This window comes from Daejeonella sp. (assembly GCF_036405355.1).
GTDB lineage: Bacteria > Bacteroidota > Bacteroidia > Sphingobacteriales > Sphingobacteriaceae > Daejeonella.
This window is the reverse complement of record NZ_DASWXT010000047.1, coordinates 1-21,062: the sequence shown is the minus strand read 5'-3', so window position 1 is coordinate 21,062 and position 21,062 is coordinate 1. Positions and strand designations below refer to the sequence as shown.

Here is a 21,062-nt window from a genome sequence, read left to right as displayed (position 1 = left end):
AGCGGGGTAAACAAGGGGGATATTCCGGGCTTCAGCCCAAAATAATCCGTTTATACCGGAACACCCGCATCGGGCTTCAGCCCGATTAAATGTTGTCGGCGCTGAAGCACCGGTTTACGTTATTTTCTAACCTGCTATATGTGGGGCTGAAGCCCGCCCGGATGAACTCCGTTCGGACTGGCCCGAACTGAATCACGCCGATTACAACCCGCCTAAAGGCGGGCCCTATTGAGCGATACGCCTATACCCGAGATTTAAATAAACAATCATTAATAAAATACCTTCTTTCCTAAATATGGCAAGAGTTTCAATTCTGCTGCCGGGCTAAACCTTAATAAAAACTTTCCCCGGACACTAGTGACTTGGAGTCATCCGATGAGTTTAATAGCTGTTATACAGTTTTAGCGCAGCGCCTCTACAGATTGTCCAATGGCAAGGTTCTTCTGACTCCTTAAATAAATTGAAGGCTCAACCTAAAAATCCTTAAACCTACTTCCTAACCAAATTATCCTTCACCAAAACATCCTTCGCACCTCCCAAATCAATCGCTTTTTTACCTACCTGAGCACCCTGGTTCAGCTCGGTCATCATATTGCCGCTAACAAGGACACCGCTGCTTGTTTCATCGGCTTTAACGGCTTCGGTAGTAAGCTTGCCAAAGAAATTACCCGAGATCGTGATATCAGTTGCACCCTTTAATATTACACCAGAACCTACATCAAACGTGAAGGGGTTTTTCTCATTGCGGGCACCCAGCTTACCACGACTATTACTAAAGTTATTGCCCGTAATTGTAATACCTCCGGTACCAGGCCCGGCGAGAATAGAGAAATTGTGAACCAGGGTAAAGGTATTTGATGAGACTGCACATCCCCAGGCATTGTTCAGCTCTATACCACCACCTAAGTGATGGGCAATAACATTGGCGCTAATGGTAATGCCATAACAAAAACGATTGGCAGGAGAAGCAGGCGCCGTCAGGATAATAGCAGTCCCCTGGCACTCTTCGATCATATTACTCGAAATAATGGAGCCGTAGGTATTCTCTACTACAATACCGTGCCGCAGATGATCATCAATATTATTCCCTGTCATGGTCAGGTTAAAGCCATCCTTAATCCGCAGTGCATCCTGGTTTTCTTCAAACTGATTTCCACTTACAACAATATCATGCCCTCCGTCAATGTTTATACCTGCTTTGGAATTATAGTTCAGGTTACAATTTGCAATCCTTGGGTTTTCAGTACAATCTTTCATGTTAATTCCATGTCCCCCGTTATGATCGATTGTCATGTCAGTGATCATTAACTCCTGTACCTTTTCCATGTAAATGCCATCACCGCTCCTGGGGTTACCGCTTATGCGAAAACCACTTAACTCAAGTCTGAACAATTGGCCCTTGCCCGAGCTAACAATAATTGCCGGCTCGCCGGAAGTATTTTTATTGATCAGATGTGTCGAACCGCCTGAACCCTGGAGGCGGGTATTCTCTGTCTTAAGCAGAAGAGGATTGCTTATCTCATAATTTCCCGGAGGAATCATGACAATGCCGCCATTTGCCGGAAGAGCATCTACAGCCTGCTGCAAAGTACTGTACTTAGATGCATCAATTACAGCTGTAGTTTGAGCGAAAGCAGAACAGACCAGGCTATTTATAAATAGGATCAGAAATGTATTTCTGAATAAGGGGTATAGTATGTTTTTCATACTATAATAATAATCAATTAATTAAGGCCGGCAAAACAATGAATTCGGTATTTTAAACCTATTGATTATTGTGAAGGCAAATAAAATCAATAACCAGGTTTTCAATATTCAGCCTGCAATGAAATTTATAGCAATGTTCAATCATGATCTTCCACGATAAATATTGCATTCGAATTCAGGTCATAAAATCCGAATTCGTCTGTGCCCCATGCAGTGTTGGTTCTGAACTTTTCAGGCCTTACCAAACCTCTGCCGACAAACTCATCGAAAAGCGGATGGATATTACTCACCAGAATCCGGGTTACGGAGCCACCCAATAAAGGATCGTCTTCCGTATTGGCATGCCATTGAAGGTGTAGAACAAGGTTCCGGCGGTACAGCACAGCATACATTGAATCCTGTTTAAAAACCTCCATTCCCATTTTTTCACGATACCATTTAACATCACGTTCAATGTCTGCTGAAGGTAAGACAGGAATTGTTATCAGGAATTTGGTTTCCATATAAGGATTATCTTAATTTACCTCCTGGGATTCCCCAACCAAAAACTCCCCCAAATACACACTATCCGATTGCCTGCTTCGGTCGGCAGCGATAAAGGCCAGGTAAACATGATAAGGGTTAGGAGAGGGGTCAACAGTTACCAGTACCTCACCCGAAGTTCTGTCACTGCTTAAAACTTCACCATGTGGATCAAATTCCAGTCGGTAAGCTAATACCATCGCCTGATCATACCGAAAGCCCTGTTCCCAATTAGGGGTCCAGCTGATGCGGAAGGTGTCTGGCTCCTGCAAGCTGCATTGTATATTTTCGGGAAGGGGTAAATTTCCTGAACTGATTTTTACAAGAGCAGGATCAATCCGGATTTCCCCATCTGTTACCTGCATGCAATTCTTCATGAGCCATGATTTGGCTGCTGCAAAACCCTGAAATCGTTCATTATAACCCTTGAATCCTACCTTTACGAAATCCTTGATAGGCAGGAGCCAGGCATGGGCAGCTGCAAATTTTTTGCGGTTAAGGATCTCTCCTTCCTTGGGTTTTTTGGTCCTTTTTTTATAAAGTCCCTTCATATACCCTACTCCATTCACGGTATAACCAATCACGGATCCTGCCTTTCCTATGAAGGGGCCGTTGATGCCATTGATTAATCTTGCCATAAGGCTATAGTTTATGTCATTATTGAATATAGGAAGAATTCCTGAAAAATTCAAATTAAACGTTTAAAATACACTAAGTAAACATTTGGTAAACCCTAATACACTAGAGTTTACTTAGGGTTTAGTAAGCGTTTAGTATGCGTTTACTTAGTATTTTTGAACTATCATTCATCCGCACTTCCAGAACACTTAGGTACACTTTCATATAGTCTTTGAAAGTGTTTTGGATTTAGGAATTCTAAACTCCAGGGATAGTTTTGTTTACCCAATTTCTGTACCTGAATAATGACTCGGCTGGCTCTATGGGGAATGGTAATAAGTGGGATTTCAGATTTGTATTTTAATTCATAATTTTAGCGGATCATTTCTAAAAAATCTATTATGAAAAAGGCACTCATTTGTTTCGGAGTACTATTTATCTATCAGTCTTCTGCCAATGCACAGTTTCTGAAAAAGCTTCAGGAAAAAGCAGCAAATGCCGCAGAAAAGGTGATCGATAAAAAGATTGAACAAAAGACCGATAAGCTTATCGGTGCTGGTGAAGGCAATAGTAATAACACCAATAGCTCCGAGATTACGGGTAATAACGGAAATAATAATTCGGTTAACCGGACAGGCGCTGGAGCAGGGGGCAGGAATCGAATGAGTAATACTGAAGGCGGTGGACTGATAACCACCCCGCCGGATGTTAAGGAGAATCTGAATAGTGCCGAAAGTGCATTCAAAGGATCGAATTATGGTGCAGCCAGATATGCTGTTCAACAAGCGATTTTAGGCGTTGAAATGGAGATCGGCAATAAGATTTTAAAATCCCTGCCTGAATCTGTAGCCGGAATTGCTAAACAGGCAGATCAGGATGAGGTTAGCAGTTCGGGTTGGGGCTGGGCTGGTTTAAATATTAACCGGACCTACCAAAATGATAAAAAGCAATTTGTGTTCATCATTGCTAATAATTCTATGCTCTCGGCTGTCAATCAGTTTTTAGTAGGTGGTGCTTATGGTCAAAGTACTGGTGGTCAGCAAAAATGGAAACAGATTATGGTAAAGGGGAATAAAGCTATTATCGAATATGATGCGGATAGTGGATATAAAGTTAGCATTCCACTTGGGCAATCTTCCTTACTGGCTTTTGAGGGTGTTAATTTTGCTTCCGAACAGGATATGATTGCAGCGGTAAACGAATTTAATATAGAAGAGATCAGAAAGACCCTGGGTGAAAAATAATACCAGTGAAAAATTGATCTTTTTGCAATAAAGAGTAACATTTCTACAGGGTTTTAACATATTAAACATGAAAAGAATAATACTAATACTGATAGGTCTTGTTTCCATTTGTTCAGTAAATGCGCAAGACTTCAATGCCAATGTTCAGAAGGCCCGCCAATCCTATAGTTCAGGAGATCTGGAAAACTCCCGCTTTGCGATGCAGCAAATGTTGCTGGAGCTTGACATTATGGGAGGGAAGGAAACGTTAAAAATATTACCTGGTACCCTTGGGAATCTTGAAGCAAAAATAGCAGAGGATCAGGTCAGTGCCGGATCTGGTTTTGCAGGGGCGGTTATTCATCGGACATATCAATCAGCTGATAAATCTGCTACTTTGGAAATTATCAGTAATTCACCCCTGATTGGGTCTGTAAATGCAATCCTTTCTATTCCATTTATTGGAACCGGTTCTAACGGCGACAGAACAGTAGTTAAAATTGACGGTTATAAAGCTTTGATTCAGAAGGGTTCTGATAATGAGAAACTTACTTATGATATTCAGATTCCTTTGGGCTCTACGCTGATCACTCTTAAAACTGAGAATTACAGCGATGATATTGTGAAACTTGCAAACAGTATTCCGGTTGCACAGATTGCGCAAAAGTTAAACTAAACAGGATTGTGAATCACACCCTGCCCTGATAAATACCAGAGTAAATTTATTCAGGGTTTCAAATGATATTATTCCAGCGGTCATTTTAAGAATTGATAATAGTGAAAAGACTTTTTTCCAGGGATACTGTAATATGCTATTTACCTGGATTATTCGACTAAACTTGCCTTTAGCTGTAGCGTTTTCACCCGCTATTACGTTACTTTAATATTGATCCTTAACTCATCTATGAAATGAAAAGAATTTACCTGCTGATCATTCCGGCTTTATTGTTGTTTTCCTGCAAAAAGGATAATATCCCACCCTACACTGAAACCATTACCAAAGGAGAAAAGTGGGGTATCCGGATAGGAGACTCGCCAGCCGATATTTTCGCCAGGCTTCAGCAAATAGGTCCTGAAAAGGGTTTTGGTCAGGTTTCGATAGTTTACCGGCAAGCTTTTTCAAGACCTGAGGAAATACAACAGCATTTAGATTTTTATAATGCTGTTACTTTGAGCAGTAAAACTGGCCGTACCGAGCGTGCCATTATTGAATTTTCCGGGGATAAAGTAAGCTTAATCGCTGCAGGAGGTGCTATGCCCGCAGTGGTTTCCAAATGGCCATTGGATGTGCCCGATACATTTGCCATCCATAATAATGACCCTGTTGCCAAAATTTACGATAAGCTGTTAGCTATTTACCAAATACAAGAATACAGTGACTACCAGATCATTTTACCTGAAAAGACTTTGTCGAAACCTTTTGACCCGGATATGGTAAACTATGATGAATGGGCTTTTTCTTTTTCTATGGATGTCAAACCCGGAATAGGAGGGTCATCTTCTGTCAGACTGGTTTTCAAAAATGAAAGACTCTTTAAACTCATACATGAGTATAAAGAAAATGAAGTTCTTTATTAAGGAATCATCGCGACCATGACTTCCCTAAGCTTGATAAAGTTCGAATAGATTAAAGGTATTTAATGATTTTGATTAAATCAGATTCATTTGGTTCGGATTCCTTATGCTCTGAAGGATAATATTAGCTGCCAAACATTTATTCGCATTAAATGCAATTGATAAATCACTGTATCAGTGTGCTTTGATCAGTCTCCTGAAGATTTTTTGTAAAAAAATTCATGCATTCACCTAAAATTCAACAACTTATTTTTGGATGTTAAATTCAGTTTGTATTTTCACCGACTGGAATGTTTACGAAAAGCAAGAATTTTAAAGTCTATAGTCATTTTCATTTGTCCCTGGGTACAAGTTTGAAGTACGGCATAATTGCTTTTCTTGCGCTTTTTTGCTTCTTTGGACAGACTTCTCTGACCAGGGCCAATGAAAACAGGTTCCTGAATATCGCTTCGGTTCATCAAACAGATTTCTCATCCAGTACGATCCATACCCCGTCCCATCTGCCTTTTGAAACGGCACATAAGGACTGGCTGAATGAGGATAAGGAAGAAGATGAAAATAAACTCTACTGGACCTGTTCATTTGAACCGGCATACAGCAATTCATTCAGATCAGATTCGTTTCTATCGGTTTTAAACATAAACCATAAACAGGCTAAAGTCCCTCTTTTTATACTTTACCACGCCTGGCGCACCTTTCTCTCCTAATTAAATAATTTCTCAAATTTCTTCTGTGTGGCTTATCCCAAGCAGAAAGCTTGTTTATTCGTTCGGTCCGCTGGCTGGATCTTCCTGTTATTTAACTTAAATCAAAATTATTATGAAGAGGATATTCATTCTCAATTGTTTGTTATCACTATTAATTTATTCAAGCTGCACAACCCAGGAGCATAAAAAGGAAATGGAATCTAAGTTTCTGGTGACCAGTCCTGTTCAAAGGGATACTTTTATTTATAAAGAGTATGTAAGTCAGATCCAATCTATTAATCACATTGAAATCAGATCCCAGGAAAGGGGCTTTCTTCAGCAAATCTTTGTTGACGAGGGACAATTTTTAAAGAAAGGGCAGCTGATGTTCAAGATCATGCCGCTTATTTACCAGGCCGAAGTGGCGAAAGCAAAAGCAGAGATGAATTTTGCTGAGATCGAATATAAAAATACTAAAAGCCTCGCCGACAATAATGTGGTATCGCCCAATGAACTGGCACTTGCAAAAGCCACACTCGACAAAGCTAAGGCTGAGCTGGCCCTGGCTGAAGCTCATTTAGGCTTCACTGAGATCCGGGCTCCTTTCGATGGCATCATGGACCGTTTTCAAACACGTATTGGAAGTCTTATTGAAGAAGGTGAATTGCTTACTACCCTTTCAGACAATAGCCGGATGTGGGTTTATTTCAACGTTCCGGAGGCTGAATATCTTGATTATGTTAAAAAAGCAAAATCTGAAAGTGCAAAAAATGTACTCCTTAAAATGGCCAATAATGAACAGTTTGATGTTCCGGGTGTAGTAGAAACCATTGAAGCTGACTTTAATAATGAAACTGGAAATATTGCTTTCAGGGCAACATTTCCTAATCCGAAGGGCATACTCCGTCATGGCGGAACCGGAAATATACTCATGCCTATCAATCTCAAAAACGCAATCATTATTCCGCAAAGGGCAACTTTTGATGTGCTTGATAAAAAGTACGTCTACGTTGTCGACAATAACAAGGTGCTGAAGGCAAAACAAATCATAATTGCCCAGGAATTACCTCACCTCTACGTGGTCGCTTCCGGTCTTAATGCAAATGATAAAATTCTAGCAGAAGGTTTAGGCAAAGTGAAGAATAACGCGAAGATAGATTATGAGTTTGTCTCTTTTGCGAAAGAACTAAGCGAGCTCAATAATTTACATGCTGAATAGATTAAGAACCAAAAAATTTAAAAATCATGTTTGATAAATTTATAAAAAGACCGGTTCTTGCTATTGCCTTATCCGTGGCAATAGTCTTCCTGGGATTATTGGCTATCAAAACCTCGCCGGTAGCACAATTTCCGGAAATAGCGCCACCAAGGGTAAATATCTTCATTGAGTTTCCCGGCTCTAATGCCGACGTTCTCGTAAAATCAACGCTTACTATTCTTGAGCGTGCAATCAATGGTGTGCAGGGAATGCAATACATACTTTCTGATGCAACAAGCGCAGGTGAAGCAAGTCTTCAGGTGATATTTGAACCCGGTACTGATCCTACACTGGCAGCAGTGAGAGTAAAATCAAGAGTGGATCAGGTAATGACCAATCTTCCTCCATTGGTTCAAAGAGAGGGTGTAATCATTTCTCCTTTGCAACCGAGTATGTTGATGTATTTAAACTTGTATAGTAAGGATAAAGGCATTGATGAAAAGTTTTTATTCAACTATGCAAACACTTATATCCTGCCTGAACTTCAAAGGATAAAGGGTATGGGTCTTGCACAGGCAATTGGTAGCCGTTCATTTGCGATACGGGTATGGTTAAATCCTGAAAGGATGCGGGCATACAAAGTTTCTGCCGAAGAAGTATTAGAGGCTATTGATGAACAAAGTGTATTGGCACGTCCCGGCAGGGTTGGACTAAGCTCCGGAAAAACAGCGCAGTCTCAGGAATACGTTTTCACTTACAAAGGCTGGTACAATAAGCCTGAGCAATATCAGGATATTGTGATCAGGGCAAACGCGAATGGTGAGATTTTAAAGCTGAAAGACATTGGTGAAGTTGAAGTAGGTAGTGAATTCGTCGATATTTATTCCAATAAAGATGGTAGCCCTTCAGCTTCTCTTGTATTGAAGCAAAATCCTGGCAGTAATGCAAGTACGGTCATAGATGAAATCAAGATAAAACTGGAGGAATTAAAAAAAGATTTCCCTCCGGGTATAGATTATGAAATTAACTACGACGTATCAAAGTTTGTAGATGCCTCTATTGAGAAAGTATTACACACTTTAATTGAAGCATTTATTTTAGTGGCTTTGGTTGTATTTATCTTCCTTGGCGACTGGCGTTCTACCCTTATTCCCATTCTGGCAGTTCCTGTATCCCTGATCGGGGCCTTTATTTTCATGCAATACTTTGGCCTGAGTATTAACCTCATTACCTTATTTGCATTAGTACTGGCTATTGGTATTGTGGTTGATAATGCGATTGTGGTTGTGGAAGCAGTGCATGTGAAGATGGAAGAGGAGCACCTGGCTCCATTTCCGGCAGTAAAGAAAGTTGTAGGTGAAATCAGTGGTGCCATCATTGCCATTACCCTGGTTATGACTTCGGTATTTGTTCCGGTTGCATTTATGACCGGACCGGTTGGGGTGTTATACCGTCAGTTCTCACTTACGATGGCAGGGGCTATTGTTATTTCAGGTTTTGTGGCGCTTACCCTTACACCGGTGCTTTGTGCCATTCTTTTGAAAAATACACATGGGAAACCAAAACGGAAAACACCTGTCAATATGTTTATCGATTGGTTTAACAGATCCTTTGAGCGTGTTACGGGTAAATACACAAAGTTTCTTACCCTCATTGTAAACCGGAGAGTTATTACCTATGGGATTTTAATTGCTTTTGGATTTGGTATTGCGGGGATAAACAAGATCCTTCCTGCCGGCTTTATTCCGAGTGAAGATCAGGGACAGGTTTATGCGATTATCCAAACCCCTCCGGGAACTACTCTTGAGCGGACGAATGAAATCTCAAGGAAACTTCAACATTTAGCTAAAGAGGTAGAAGGCGTTTCTTCGGTTACTTCGCTTGCGGGTTATGAAATTCTTACTGAAGGCCGGGGTTCAAATGCCGGTACCTGTTTGATCAACCTTAAAGACTGGTCTGAACGGGAACATTCGGTGAAAGAAATTGTAGAAGAGCTGGAAGAAAAGACTAAAGACCTTCCTGCAAATATCGAATACTTTGAACCTCCTGCTGTTCCAGGCTATGGTACCTCGGATGGTTTCTCTGTGCGATTACTGGATAAGGGCAGTGATGTGGATTACCAGGAGTTTGACAGGGTGAATGCAGATTTTCTTGCAGCACTGAGAAAAAGAAAGGAGCTGGAAGGCTTGTTTAGTTTTTACTCGGCCAAGTATCCGCAGTATGAAATATTTGTAGATAATGCCCTGGCTGTGCAAAAAGGGGTTTCAGTGGGTGCAGCGATGGAAAACCTGAACATTATGATTGGAAGTACCTATGAGCAGGGCTTTATTCGCTTTAATAACTATTACAAGGTGTACACTCAGGCTGGTCCGGAGTTCAGGAAACAACCATCCGACATTCTGAACATGTTCATTAAAAATAACCGTGATGAAATGGTTCCTTACTCTGCTTTTATGAAAATAAAAAAGACCCAGGGACCAAATGAAATTGCACGTTACAATCTTTACATCTCATCATTGATCAATGGTATGCCAGCGAAGGGTTACTCTTCAGGTGATGCAATTGAAGCAATTAAAGAAGTTGCAAAAGAAACGCTGCCACATGGTTATGACATTGCCTGGGAAGGCCTTTCTTATGATGAGGCAAGAAGAGGAAACGAAGCATTATACATTTTCATAGTTGTGCTCTTCATTGTGTATCTGATCCTTGCTGCACAATATGAAAGCTTCTTTCTACCCCTTGCAGTTTTACTTTCTATTCCTCCGGGAATCTTCGGATCCTTCCTCTTGTTAAAAGTAATGGGTTTAGCGAATGATGTGTATGCACAGGTGGGGCTTATCATGCTGGTTGGTTTGCTGGGTAAAAATGCGGTGTTGATCGTGGAGTTTGCTGTTCAGAAACACAACAAGGGAGCATCTGTTATGGATGCTGCAATTGAAGGTGCAAGAGCCCGTTTCCGTCCGATCTTAATGACCTCATTTGCATTTATTGCGGGCTTAATTCCGCTGGTAATTGCAACAGGTCCGGGTGCAGTAGGTAATCATACCATTGGTGCATCAGCTTTGGGAGGAATGTTGTTCGGTACTGTTTTCGGAGTTATTGTGGTGCCTGGTCTTTACTACATTTTTGGTAGAATGCAGGAAGGCAGACATCTCATTAAAGATGAAGATGAGAATCCGCTGAGTGAACAATTTGTGGAAAGCGGATCTGAAAGTGCTCTGACTAACCGAATCAAAAAAATTATCAAACGAATCATAAATAAAAATGAAAAAGATAATAACAGTTAAATACCTGATTCTTCTTTTCTGTTTCGCAGGGCTTGGTGCCTGTAAAGTACCGGTTATCAGCGGGAAAGAGGAAAGTAAATCCGTTCCTAAGGCTTTTCACAATTCGCAGGATACACTGAACTCCACAAGCATTAAGTGGAGAGCATACTTCAGCGATCCTAATCTGCATGCGCTTATTGATACAGCTTTGCGTAACAATCAGGAACTGAACATTACCCTGCAGGAAATTGAGATGAGCAAGAATGAAATTATGACCCGTAAAGGTGAATACCTGCCATTTGTGAATCTGGGTATTGGCGCCGGCATTGACAAAGCTGGTAAATATACCTGGGATGGAGTTTCGGAGGAAGATTGGAAACATAATCCCGATAAAGAGCATGAATACATTGGTGATTTCTTTGCAGGTGCTAACTTCTCCTGGGAGCTGGATGTTTGGAATAAACTCCGGAATGCAAAAAAATCTGCAGTGCTGAAATATTTGTCTACCACCGAAGGGAAAAACTTTATGGTGACAAACATCATTGCAGAAATTACTGAATCCTATTATGAGCTATTGGCACTCGATAATTTGATGGCCATTATTCAGCAGAACATCGAATTGCAAACCAATGCCCTTAAGGTGGTGAAGCTTCAGAAGGACGCGGCTAAAGTTACCCAGCTGGCTGTCAACAGGTTTGATGCGCAACTGCTCAATACAATTAATTTGCAGTATGAAATTCAGCAAAAGATCATTGAAACAGAGAACAGGATCAACTTCCTGGCCGGTCGTTTTCCGCAGCCCATTGCAAGGAATTCAGCAGACTTTAATAACAGTCCGCTGGATATAATCCAAAGTGGTATTCCATCACAACTGTTGGTGAACCGCCCGGATATACGCCAGGCTGAGCTGGAATTAGCTGCTGCAAAAATTGATGTTCAGGTTGCAAAAGCAAATTTCTATCCCTCATTCAGGCTAACTGCAGGAGTAGGTTTCCGTGCATTCAATCCAGCTTACCTTGTTAAACCTGAATCAATCCTTTACAATTTAGCAGGGGATATGGTTGCACCGTTAATTAACAAGAATGCGATTAAGGCTACCTATTTCAATGCAAACCTGCAGCAGATACAGGCAGTTTATAATTACGAGCGGTCGATTTTGAATGCGCATATCGAAGTGGTGAACCAGCTTTCAAGGATCGGGAACTTTGCTAAGAGTTATGAAACAAAATCGAAGGAAGTTGAAATACTCACACAATCGATTACGATATCAAATAATCTCTTTTATTCTGCAAGGGCGGATTACATGGAGGTATTGTTAACTCAAAAGGAAGCACTTGAATCAAGGATGCAGCAGATCGAAATTAAAATGAAGCAGTTGAATGCCAAAGTAAATGTTTATAAGGCTTTGGGGGGAGGATGGAATTAAAATCGATTTGAAAATTAAACAGATTTCATAGTTGATTTTTCTTTCAAATAATCTGAGTTTACCTTAAAAATTAAGCCTGATACGAATGGATCGGGCTTAATTTTTATTTATTTAATCTCATCGCTGCATAATTGAGGCCCGATTAGAAGGAAGGTAACCAATTGCAGTCTCAGAAAATGCTGATACTATTGAACAAGCCTTAAAGGGTGCTTTGGATAAATTAAAGGCTTCTTTAGATACTGTCATAGGGCGACTTAAGGATTATTAGGATAAGGCAGTAAGGAAATATCTTAATAAACTAATAGTTTATTTGTTGAGATCTATGCCAAAAATGAGGCTTAACTGTTCATATAATTCGGGATGATTATCTTTGAATTTTTCTGGCCTCGAAAAAAAATATTCTGAGACCACCGCAAGAAACTCTGCTTCATTAGTAAGCGCATAAGGATTTATATCCGATTTGCCTTTTTCAATTTTACTCATTTCCTCCTGCATCATTTTGAGCCATGGAATTGCATATTGATGTGCCTGCAGGTTTTCGGGAATACCATCTATATTGCCATCAGATTTGTCTAGGAGGTGAACAAATTCGTGAATTGCCACATTTTCATTTCCTGATGATTTTGAGAATCCGTGATACAAGGCCGCTCTTGATAAAAGCATTTGTCCGTTCATATACCCGCCACCTACCATCCCCATGATACTTTTGTTATTGTTTCCTTCAAATTGAAACTCTTTATCGAAGGCGTTGGGGTACATTATCACATTGCTAAGATTTTTATACTTCCAGCCAGAAAAGCCAAAAACCGGAATGATTGCACTTGAAGCAATCAGCACGCGATCGAGCTCGGTAATTTCAGTTCCAATACCTTCGATATGTGTTTCCTCCAAAAAATCCGTCACTCTTTTTTCAAAATTGATTTTTTCGGTATTGTTTAGGTTTTGGTAGAATACAACTTCTTCACTTAAAAGCTTTTTATAAGATCCTTCAGGTGATTTCACCCTTCGCCCTCCTGTTTTTGCAGAGGAAAAGTAAATAAGCAGAAAAATTGCCAGAATCAGGATAATGAAATATATCATCTTATTTATTGTACTAAGGATTAATTATATTTTAATTGCTAAACGGAATACTTGAATTAATATTCCTTTGCATAAAAAGGGGTAATATGTCAATGTCAAAAACCCATACCGACCGAAAGCATCATCCCGTTTTTTCTGGGTGTATCGGCATTCAGAATTTTGATCTGGGAAAATGTCATGACAAGGTTCATGGTTGAATTCAGTTTTATCCCGCTATAAGACAAAAAGCTTCCGGCAGCTAAATAGCCCGGGTTATTGAAAATGCGGTTACGGTGCCACACATTTGCAGCCAAAATAAAGCTCTTTTTTTGGTACTGAAGCTTCATTCTGTTTGTCCAGTTAGCCCGGTGCGTAAGTACCAGATTCTGCATTACTGCATCATTACTGATGGTCAATTGCTTTGCAAATCTATAACTGATGCTCAGATTGGTTAAGAAATCTGTACCGGGTCCGGCGATTGTGCCAATCTGGTTTAGCTGGGCCCCGGCCTGCGGACTGATCATTATCCTGGAGCCAATGAAATAGCGTTTGTTGAGAACAATCAGCGCGTAATTAATGGCATCATTACGGTCTACAAGATCAAAGGATTTGAAAAACAGGACCCCCCAGTTTTGTCTAAGGTTATCATACACAAACTTAGTGTCGAATGAAGGTTTATTATTTGAAACAACACCGGTAAAGTAATACATACTTCCTGTATTAAACAGATTGGTGATGCTGAGTTTGCCTGTCTTTTTTTTCAGTTTAAGGGTATCCCCAGAGGTAGGGATGCTCTGGGCATTTGCGGGAAAAATAATAGTGATTAAGAACAAAATCAGGAGCGCAGATGTTAATTTATTCTTCAACATTAATTGAGTTTCTATGAGTCTGATATCAATAAATATAGAAACAATATCGTAGAATGGTTAATTAGCAATTGATTTGTCGATGAGAGACCCGATAGCTATTGGGTTGTCGATTTGTCAATTGTAATATGACTTATAGAACAAATTCCTATCCGATAGCCTTTGGGTTCCCATTCCCAGAATAGAATCAAAAAGCTTGAATTCCGAATGTTTTATTTAATTTAAAGAACTCAAACTCTTAATCGAATAAGCGATAAATGAATATTATATCTGTCCTGCTGGTATTGACTGCACTAATAGCTCCATATAGAGCAGGAAATGCTTTCATAATTTCAACAGAACCTGTTAAGTTTAAGCAAGAACGCTATTACAGCATTGAGGATTTTAAATCAGTTAAAAAGTTCGATACCCACATCCACATTAATACGGATGAGAGCACATTTATTAGACTTGCTCAGGAGGATAATTTTCAGTTTCTGGATATCGTTGATGACCGGCCTTTTGGGTTGCCCTGGACTGTGCAGCAGAAATTTGCTTTTCTGCATTTGAATGATTTTCCAAAGCAAATGGAAGTGGCAACCACCTTTTCGGTAAAGGGTTTTAACAATAAGGGCTGGGCTGAAAATACGATCAGGGACTTGAAACAATCCCTTTCAAAGGGAGCCCGGGCGGTTAAGATCTGGAAAAACATTGGTATGGATCTCCGTGATGAAAAGGGGAAATTTGTGATGCTTGATGATCCAAGGCTTGCACCTATATTCAAATTTCTTGTACAAAACGGTATCCCATTGATCGGGCATAATGGCGAACCAAGGGATTGCTGGCTTCCTTTGGATAAAATGATTTTTAGTAAGTCCTACTATGGTTCTCATCCCGAATACCATATGTATTTACATCCGGAGTATCCATCTTATGAAGATCATATTCAGGCAAGGGATAATCTGCTTGCAAAGTATCCGGATCTGAAATTTGTAGGGGCTCATTTGGGAAGTCTGGAATGGAGTCTCGATGAATTAGCCAAACGACTCGACCGCTTTCCGAATATGCGTGTTGATCTGTCGAGAATCACTAATTTACAATTGCATACATTGAATGATAGGCAAAAAACCCGTAATTTTTTTATTAAATATCAGGACAGGTTGGTTTATGGTACCGATAAGGCGATTAATCCGGCTAATGATGCGGCCGCATTATCTAAAACTATTCATGATGCCTGGCTGCGTGACTGGATTTTCTTTGTTACTGATGATGCGATCAGCTTAGCCGGATTTGGGGAGCTCCGTGGACTAAAATTACCTGCAGATGTAATCGATAAAATATATTATAAAAATGCCAAGGACTGGCTGTCGGCCGGAACCCCGCACATGCGTGACTAAAAACAATTGTATAATGAAAGAAACAGAAAAATCCGATGAACACATTAAAGCAACAGGAGCGGCAATAAATCCTGCATTGCCTCAAAATCGTGTAGCATCTGTAGATGTTTACCGCGGTTTTGTAATGCTATTGATGATGGCCGAAGTACTTTCTCTTCAGGATGTGGCAAAAGCATTGCCCGATAGCACATTCTGGCAATTCATAGGCTTCAATCAATCTCATGTTCCATGGACATGGCTGAGCTTGCATGATATGATCCAGCCATCTTTCACTTTCCTGGTAGGGGTGGTTTTGCCTTATTCAATAGCAAGCAGGAAGAATAAAGGAGCAAGCTTTGGTAATATACTTGGTCATACGATCAAGCGTTCCTTCATTCTTATATTCCTTGGGATATTTCTGCGGTCCATGCACTCTGAACAAACCTACTGGACATTTGAGGATACTTTAACCCAAATTGGTTTGGGCTATACTTTTCTGGTTTTGATATCCTTGTACTCCCAAAGAATACAGATTGGAATTCTGGTATTTATTTTAGTTGCCTATTGGCTCGCTTTTGCGCTTTATCCGCTTCCGGGAGCTGACTTCAATTATACAGCAGCCGGTGTCACTGCGAACTGGGAGCATAATTTAAGTGGCTTTGCAGCACACTGGAATAAGAATACCAATTTCGCATGGGCATTCGACCAATGGTTTATGAATCTTTTTCCACGTGAGAGTCCCTTTCAATTCAATAGTGGTGGTTATTCAACTTTGAGTTTTATACCTACTCTTGGTACGATGGTATTGGGTCTGCTGGCAGGGAATATTCTCAACTCTTCAGTTACAGCCCGTAAAAAGCTGAATAGTTTTGCTTTATATGGTATTGGCCTGATCCTGTTAGGTATAATTCTTCATTTTGCTGGTATCAATCCGATCGTTAAGCGTATCTGGACACCAGCATGGACCATTTTTAGCGGTGGTATCTGCTTCTTGTTCCTCGCGATGTTTTATGGGTTAATTGATATGAAAGACCGCAAAAAGGGAAGCTTCTTTTTGATGGTAATTGGGGTAAATTCAATTGCGGCTTATGTTATTGCTGATGGAGGAATGCGAAACGTGATCAATGATTCATTGTTCATCCACCTGGGCAAAAATTTTGACCAGATTCTCGGTCCGGCTTACGCAACATTAATAAGTGGCGGATTGGTTCTGTTCTTTGAATGGCTGATCCTTTACTGGATGTTTAAGAAAAAATTATTTATTAAAATTTAGACCATATTTAATTGATTATGAAATTACTTTCAAATTCACGCTTTGCAGGTATGCTGGCGCTCGCTCTGTTTATGCAGAATTGTACTCAATCAAACAAAACTGCTTCGGATGCAGAAAGCGCTGATACTGCTTATTATTCCATGGAAGATTTTCGGAAAGTAGAGAAGTATGATACTCATGCTCATATTAATGCTTACGATACCACTTTTATTCAGCTGGCAAAAGAAGATAATTTCAGGCTTCTTGCACTGAATGTTAATCCTTCCAGTTATCCCACCGTTGAGCATCAGCAGGATGTAGCGGTAAGGATGGTTAAGGCTTATCCTGAGCAAGTTGCATGGGCCACTACCTTTACGGTTGCTAATTGGGGAACAGATAAATGGCTGCCACAAACACTGGATTATCTGAAAGGTTCATTTGACAATGGAGCGATAGGAGTAAAGGTCTGGAAGAATATTGGTATGGAACTACGGGATAAGGATGGAAAGTTTGTGATGATTGATGATCCGCGATTCGACCCTGTGATTGATTTTATTGAGAAGAACAATAAGACTTTGGTAGGGCATTTGGGTGAACCGAAGAATGCCTGGCTACCTGTAGATCAGATGACTGTGTCAGGAGATAAAAGTTATTTCAGTAAACATCCTGAATACCATATGTTCCTGCATCCTGAATATCCATCCTATGAAGATCAGGTGAATGCACGGGATAAAATGCTTGAAAAACATCCTAATATCCGTTTCGTGGGTGTTCACCTCGGAAGTCTGGAATGGAGTGTTGATGAACTGGCAAAACGCCTTGACAAGTTTCCGAATATGGCTGTTGATATGGCCGAGCGGATCTGTCATCTGGAGTATCAGTCGATAAAGGAGAGACAGAAGGTCAGGGATTTTATGATCAAATATCAGGACAGACTTATTTATGCAACGGATGACTGGGTTGGACCTGATTCAGATCCTGCTGAACTTAAAAAAGATATTCAGGAAACCAGATTAAGTGACTGGAAGTACTTTGTAACTGATGATGAAATGAGTGTTCCTTATTTTAAAGAAAAGATTCAGGGCTTAAAATTACCTAAGGAAGTTATTGATAAGATCTATCGTAAGAATGCTGAAAAGTGGTTCCCGGGTATTTAATATTAAAAACGTAATGACATTATAAATTATTCCTATTTTAAGGGACTGAATATTTAAAGCCTGATTACAGGTCTGATTATAATTATAAATACCGCCAGAGCGGATAAGTTGAAAATAATATCTAGAAAATGAAGAATAACCGTAGAGATTTTTTGAAAATAAGCAGTCTGGCAGGGCTTGGTCTTGCCGGAGCTGGCGTAATGAAGGGTTTTGCATCTGAGACGGAGCAATCAAATCCGATGAATTCGATGTATGGACATTCCACTGTACAAACCTTCAATATGAGTGGCTATGCAGCGCCTAAAATTCCAATTGTTCGGGTTGGTTTTATCGGGCTGGGACAGCGTGGTCCAAGTCACCTGAATGCTATTTCTAAAATTGAAGGCACAGAGATCAAAGCTTTATGTGATTTGCGTCCGGCAAGTGTTGAGAAGGCCAGGAAAGTAATCGATGGTACCAGTCATAACCCAACACTTTATTCAGGTGGCGAGGATGAATGGAAGAAATTATGCGATCGTAAGGATATCGACCTGGTTTATATCGCAACCCCATGGCATCTGCATGTTCCAATGGCAGTGTATGCAATGAATCAGGGTAAACACGTGACTATTGAAGTTCCGGCAGCGGTTTCAATGCAGGAATGCTGGCAATTGGTTGAAACTTCAGAGCGTACCCGCAAGCATTGCATGATGCTGGAGAACTGCTGTTATGACTTTTTTGAATTGCTTACCTTAAATATGTCGAGACAGGGCTATTTTGGCGAGCTTTTACATACCGAAGGAGCTTATATTCATAATCTGATCGACCTTAACTTTAGTGATAAAGGTTATCAGAATATGTGGCGTTTGAGAGAAAATGCAACCAGAAAGGGAAGTCTTTATCCTACTCATGGTTTGGGCCCTGTTTGTCAGGCTCTGAATATTAATCGTGGCGACAGGATGGACTATCTGGTTTCTGTTTCTACCAATGATTTCCAAATGGGTGCCCGTGCGAAAGAACTGGCGGCAAAAAATGATCTTTATAAGGAGTTTGCCGATAAGGACTTTAACGGAAATATGAATACCACCACTATTCGTACCACTAAAGGCAAGACCATTATGATTCAGCATGATGTGACCTCACCTCGTCCTTATTCAAGGATCCACTTGCTTAGCGGTACAAAAGGAACAGCATTGAAGTACCCCGTGCCTAGTATCTCTAACAGTCATGAAGGATGGGTTAATGCGGCTGAGTTTAAAGCATTGGAAGAAAAGTACACTCCAAATATTGTTAAAAAGGTTGGCGAGTTAGCTAAAAAGGTGGGTGGACATGGAGGAATGGACTTCTTAATGAACTGGCGTTTGATCGATTGTCTGAGAAATGGTTTACCATTGGATCAGGATGTTTATGATGCTGCTTCATGGAGTGCAGTTTGGCCATTGAGTGAATGGTCAGTAAACAACCGTTCAAATTCGGTAGATGTACCTGACTTTACCCGCGGTTCATGGCAAAAGAATGAGCCACATGATATTGATTTGAAAAAGGGTGGTGATACTAAGGTGAAGATATAGGGCATAGCCTTAAGGCATCCAGTTCATGGATGAGAAAATGAGTTTAATTGAATCCGGATGATTGCGATCATCTGGATTTTTTTATGGTGACCCAGAATGGGTCAAATGTTTATAGAAATATGTTAACACGGAAATCCCGACCCTGAAGGGCAATGTCATTAAGTTAAGGATTAACATGCCGGCTTATAGTTAGAGTAGGTTCTGTGTTTACTTCTTCCAGGCTTATTTTTCCTGATCCTGGCAAAGGTTCTGTTCTTCCTTACTGGTAAAGTGTCCCGTATAAAGTGTCCATGCAGAATCAAGAGAATTTGTTCGGGTTGATGCTCAATAAAGAGTGAAACAAGGCTTGTTTTTAGCTTTCCGAAGGACTTATTTCGATTGACTTTCATGGGGTACTTTTTGTGTTTAGACAATTGGTTTACAGTTGATTGAGCATCTTTTATAAGTACAGAGTGAAGATTGGCCATAAAAACCGTTGCGTAAAAATCTTGCTCAACTGATTCAACTGTTAGCCCGCTGAACGACTCCAATTGCATGATGTTCTTTTGTACTGATATATTTGTTTCAACTCCCCATCTCAGAAAATAGAGTTCTTTAAACTGGTCGTCACTATAACCGTTTGCCTCAGTCAGGTTGGTCACTAAAACTTCAACTGTTTTTTCTAGCTCTACCCGGATTAGCCTGACCTCCAGGAGGGTTTTCGGTGTGATTATAAAACCGCTTTTCTTTAAACTGGCAATAGCGGGACAAGTAGGAGCAAGCTGCACGATCTCAGAACGTTTTCCGCTGGTTATGAATTCCTTAACCATTCTCTGATTCTCATTCCCCCGAATAATAAAAGGAATCGGCTGTTCAGCCCAAAGGTGTAGTGCGAACATCTTATAACTACAGAAATAACGGTCATAAATCACCAACATATCCGCAGAAAGCTGACTGATGCCCTCATAGGCCATCTGAACCTCTCCATAACGGTAGGGTTCGATCCGAGGATAAAGAACTAGTTCATTCAGCACGTCATAATAGTAAAATGTTTTAGCCTGGGTAAAATTACCATGGCTATTGGATTGACCACCAAAGTGTTTGGTTAAAGCAGGCGTATTCAATAAACTGATATTAGAGCCGTCTACAGCAATAACTCTTAAGCCCTTCCACCGCTTAGTGCTTTCTCCACTATAATGATAATAACTCTGCCACAGAACCTGGTTCCACCAGTGAAAAAAGGAGGCTTTGAGCTTGATTCGCTGTTGCGTAAAAGCACTCACCGAACACCCATTTTCCAGTCCCAATTCCTTAAAAAACTGCTCTAGCTCGATACTTAAAGTCTTCTTGCACAGCTTTGCTATCAGTAAAACCAAACGGTCAAAAGGAAGCTTACGGTTTCTAGTAAAATCCCTGTTAGACCTCCGGAAACAGTCAAGAACAACTTCCTGACTAGCGACCTGCATAACAAAACTTTTTAACTCAGATAAAATTTTTACTGCTACTTTTACATCGGCCATAAGGATTGCGGTTAGTGTTTCGTTTCTAGATAATTCAAAACTACTTACTGCAAACTTCTTTATGGCTTTTTTTATGCCTTGTCCTTAACTTAATGACATTGCC

Annotated in this window: 17 protein-coding genes; 11 read left to right on the top strand and 6 right to left on the bottom strand. The window is 40.4% G+C overall.

Annotation, left to right across the window (positions count from 1 at the left end):
* Positions 1-489: 489 nt before the first annotated feature.
* The 3 genes from VGE44_RS05915 to VGE44_RS05905 form a co-directional block, all read right to left on the bottom strand.
* Entirely contained in the window at positions 490-1,707 is a 1,218-nt protein-coding gene (locus VGE44_RS05915) for a right-handed parallel beta-helix repeat-containing protein (RefSeq protein ID WP_331076905.1), read from the bottom strand.
* A gap of 137 nt (positions 1,708-1,844) precedes the next feature.
* Positions 1,845-2,210: a hypothetical protein gene (locus VGE44_RS05910; RefSeq protein WP_331076903.1), complete on the bottom strand. Its 366-nt coding sequence runs from the start codon at positions 2,208-2,210 to the stop codon at positions 1,845-1,847.
* Positions 2,211-2,222: 12 nt separating this feature from the next.
* A complete protein-coding gene (locus VGE44_RS05905) occupies positions 2,223-2,867 on the bottom strand; it encodes a DUF6266 family protein (protein WP_331076901.1) in 645 nt (214 codons plus the stop codon).
* A 381-nt stretch (positions 2,868-3,248) separates the two neighbouring features.
* Between VGE44_RS05905 and VGE44_RS05900 the strand changes: the two genes are divergently transcribed.
* From VGE44_RS05900 to VGE44_RS05870, 7 genes are all read left to right on the top strand, one after another.
* A complete protein-coding gene (locus tag VGE44_RS05900) occupies positions 3,249-4,091 on the top strand; it encodes a hypothetical protein (protein WP_331076898.1) in 843 nt (280 codons plus the stop codon).
* Positions 4,092-4,158: 67 nt separating this feature from the next.
* The gene (locus tag VGE44_RS05895) at positions 4,159-4,746 is read left to right on the top strand and encodes a hypothetical protein (RefSeq protein WP_331076896.1); all 588 of its coding nucleotides are present in this window, start codon (positions 4,159-4,161) and stop codon (positions 4,744-4,746) included.
* A 233-nt stretch (positions 4,747-4,979) separates the two neighbouring features.
* A complete protein-coding gene (locus tag VGE44_RS05890) occupies positions 4,980-5,648 on the top strand; it encodes a hypothetical protein (protein ID WP_331076894.1) in 669 nt (222 codons plus the stop codon).
* Between the two features lie 287 nt (positions 5,649-5,935).
* Positions 5,936-6,352, top strand: a complete 417-nt coding sequence (locus VGE44_RS05885; RefSeq protein ID WP_331076893.1) for a hypothetical protein — start codon at positions 5,936-5,938, stop codon at positions 6,350-6,352.
* Positions 6,353-6,464: 112 nt separating this feature from the next.
* Positions 6,465-7,550 carry an efflux RND transporter periplasmic adaptor subunit gene (locus tag VGE44_RS05880; RefSeq protein ID WP_331076891.1) on the top strand — a complete coding sequence of 362 codons (1,086 nt, stop codon included), beginning with the start codon at positions 6,465-6,467 and terminating at the stop codon, positions 7,548-7,550.
* Between the two features lie 26 nt (positions 7,551-7,576).
* Complete coding sequence (locus VGE44_RS05875; protein WP_331076889.1) at positions 7,577-10,816, top strand: efflux RND transporter permease subunit; 3,240 nt, start codon at positions 7,577-7,579, stop codon at positions 10,814-10,816.
* Positions 10,794-12,221, top strand: coding sequence for a TolC family protein (locus VGE44_RS05870; protein ID WP_331076887.1), 1,428 nt, complete (start codon positions 10,794-10,796; stop codon positions 12,219-12,221). The genes VGE44_RS05875 and VGE44_RS05870 overlap by 23 nt, the downstream gene beginning before the upstream one ends.
* A gap of 306 nt (positions 12,222-12,527) precedes the next feature.
* Here VGE44_RS05870 and VGE44_RS05865 read toward each other — a convergent pair whose 3' ends face one another.
* Both VGE44_RS05865 and VGE44_RS05860 read right to left on the bottom strand, forming a co-directional pair.
* A complete protein-coding gene (locus tag VGE44_RS05865; RefSeq protein ID WP_331076884.1) occupies positions 12,528-13,301 on the bottom strand; it encodes a M90 family metallopeptidase in 774 nt (257 codons plus the stop codon).
* A gap of 95 nt (positions 13,302-13,396) precedes the next feature.
* Entirely contained in the window at positions 13,397-14,149 is a 753-nt protein-coding gene (locus tag VGE44_RS05860) for a hypothetical protein (protein ID WP_331076882.1), read from the bottom strand.
* Positions 14,150-14,403: 254 nt separating this feature from the next.
* On the opposite strand from VGE44_RS05860, the gene VGE44_RS05855 reads away from it, so the two are divergent.
* The 4 genes from VGE44_RS05855 (at position 14,404) to VGE44_RS05840 (ending at position 19,460) form a co-directional block, all read left to right on the top strand.
* Positions 14,404-15,522: an amidohydrolase family protein gene (locus tag VGE44_RS05855; RefSeq protein ID WP_331076880.1), complete on the top strand. Its 1,119-nt coding sequence runs from the start codon at positions 14,404-14,406 to the stop codon at positions 15,520-15,522.
* Positions 15,523-15,535: 13 nt separating this feature from the next.
* The gene (locus tag VGE44_RS05850; RefSeq protein WP_331076878.1) at positions 15,536-16,774 is read left to right on the top strand and encodes a hypothetical protein; all 1,239 of its coding nucleotides are present in this window, start codon (positions 15,536-15,538) and stop codon (positions 16,772-16,774) included.
* 17 nt (positions 16,775-16,791) lie between these two features.
* Positions 16,792-17,910 (top strand): amidohydrolase family protein, encoded by a 1,119-nt coding sequence (locus VGE44_RS05845; RefSeq protein WP_331076875.1) that lies wholly within the window; start codon positions 16,792-16,794, stop codon positions 17,908-17,910.
* A gap of 128 nt (positions 17,911-18,038) precedes the next feature.
* Entirely contained in the window at positions 18,039-19,460 is a 1,422-nt protein-coding gene (locus tag VGE44_RS05840; protein WP_331076873.1) for a Gfo/Idh/MocA family protein, read from the top strand.
* A 170-nt stretch (positions 19,461-19,630) separates the two neighbouring features.
* Here the strand turns inward: VGE44_RS05840 and VGE44_RS05835 are convergent, their stop codons facing one another.
* Positions 19,631-20,959: an IS4 family transposase gene (locus VGE44_RS05835; RefSeq protein WP_331076871.1), complete on the bottom strand. Its 1,329-nt coding sequence runs from the start codon at positions 20,957-20,959 to the stop codon at positions 19,631-19,633.
* Between the last annotated feature and the right edge of the window lie 103 nt (positions 20,960-21,062).

Coding starts and splice junctions, on each gene's coding strand:
- VGE44_RS05915 (WP_331076905.1), bottom strand. CDS start 1,707: ATGAAAAACATACTATACCCCTTATTCAGAAATACATTTCTGATCCTA.
- VGE44_RS05910 (WP_331076903.1), bottom strand. CDS start 2,210: ATGGAAACCAAATTCCTGATAACAATTCCTGTCTTACCTTCAGCAGAC.
- VGE44_RS05905 (WP_331076901.1), bottom strand. CDS start 2,867: ATGGCAAGATTAATCAATGGCATCAACGGCCCCTTCATAGGAAAGGCA.
- VGE44_RS05900 (WP_331076898.1), top strand. CDS start 3,249: ATGAAAAAGGCACTCATTTGTTTCGGAGTACTATTTATCTATCAGTCT.
- VGE44_RS05895 (WP_331076896.1), top strand. CDS start 4,159: ATGAAAAGAATAATACTAATACTGATAGGTCTTGTTTCCATTTGTTCA.
- VGE44_RS05890 (WP_331076894.1), top strand. CDS start 4,980: ATGAAAAGAATTTACCTGCTGATCATTCCGGCTTTATTGTTGTTTTCC.
- VGE44_RS05885 (WP_331076893.1), top strand. CDS start 5,936: ATGTTTACGAAAAGCAAGAATTTTAAAGTCTATAGTCATTTTCATTTG.
- VGE44_RS05880 (WP_331076891.1), top strand. CDS start 6,465: ATGAAGAGGATATTCATTCTCAATTGTTTGTTATCACTATTAATTTAT.
- VGE44_RS05875 (WP_331076889.1), top strand. CDS start 7,577: ATGTTTGATAAATTTATAAAAAGACCGGTTCTTGCTATTGCCTTATCC.
- VGE44_RS05870 (WP_331076887.1), top strand. CDS start 10,794: ATGAAAAAGATAATAACAGTTAAATACCTGATTCTTCTTTTCTGTTTC.
- VGE44_RS05865 (WP_331076884.1), bottom strand. CDS start 13,301: ATGATATATTTCATTATCCTGATTCTGGCAATTTTTCTGCTTATTTAC.
- VGE44_RS05860 (WP_331076882.1), bottom strand. CDS start 14,149: ATGTTGAAGAATAAATTAACATCTGCGCTCCTGATTTTGTTCTTAATC.
- VGE44_RS05855 (WP_331076880.1), top strand. CDS start 14,404: ATGAATATTATATCTGTCCTGCTGGTATTGACTGCACTAATAGCTCCA.
- VGE44_RS05850 (WP_331076878.1), top strand. CDS start 15,536: ATGAAAGAAACAGAAAAATCCGATGAACACATTAAAGCAACAGGAGCG.
- VGE44_RS05845 (WP_331076875.1), top strand. CDS start 16,792: ATGAAATTACTTTCAAATTCACGCTTTGCAGGTATGCTGGCGCTCGCT.
- VGE44_RS05840 (WP_331076873.1), top strand. CDS start 18,039: ATGAAGAATAACCGTAGAGATTTTTTGAAAATAAGCAGTCTGGCAGGG.
- VGE44_RS05835 (WP_331076871.1), bottom strand. CDS start 20,959: ATGGCCGATGTAAAAGTAGCAGTAAAAATTTTATCTGAGTTAAAAAGT.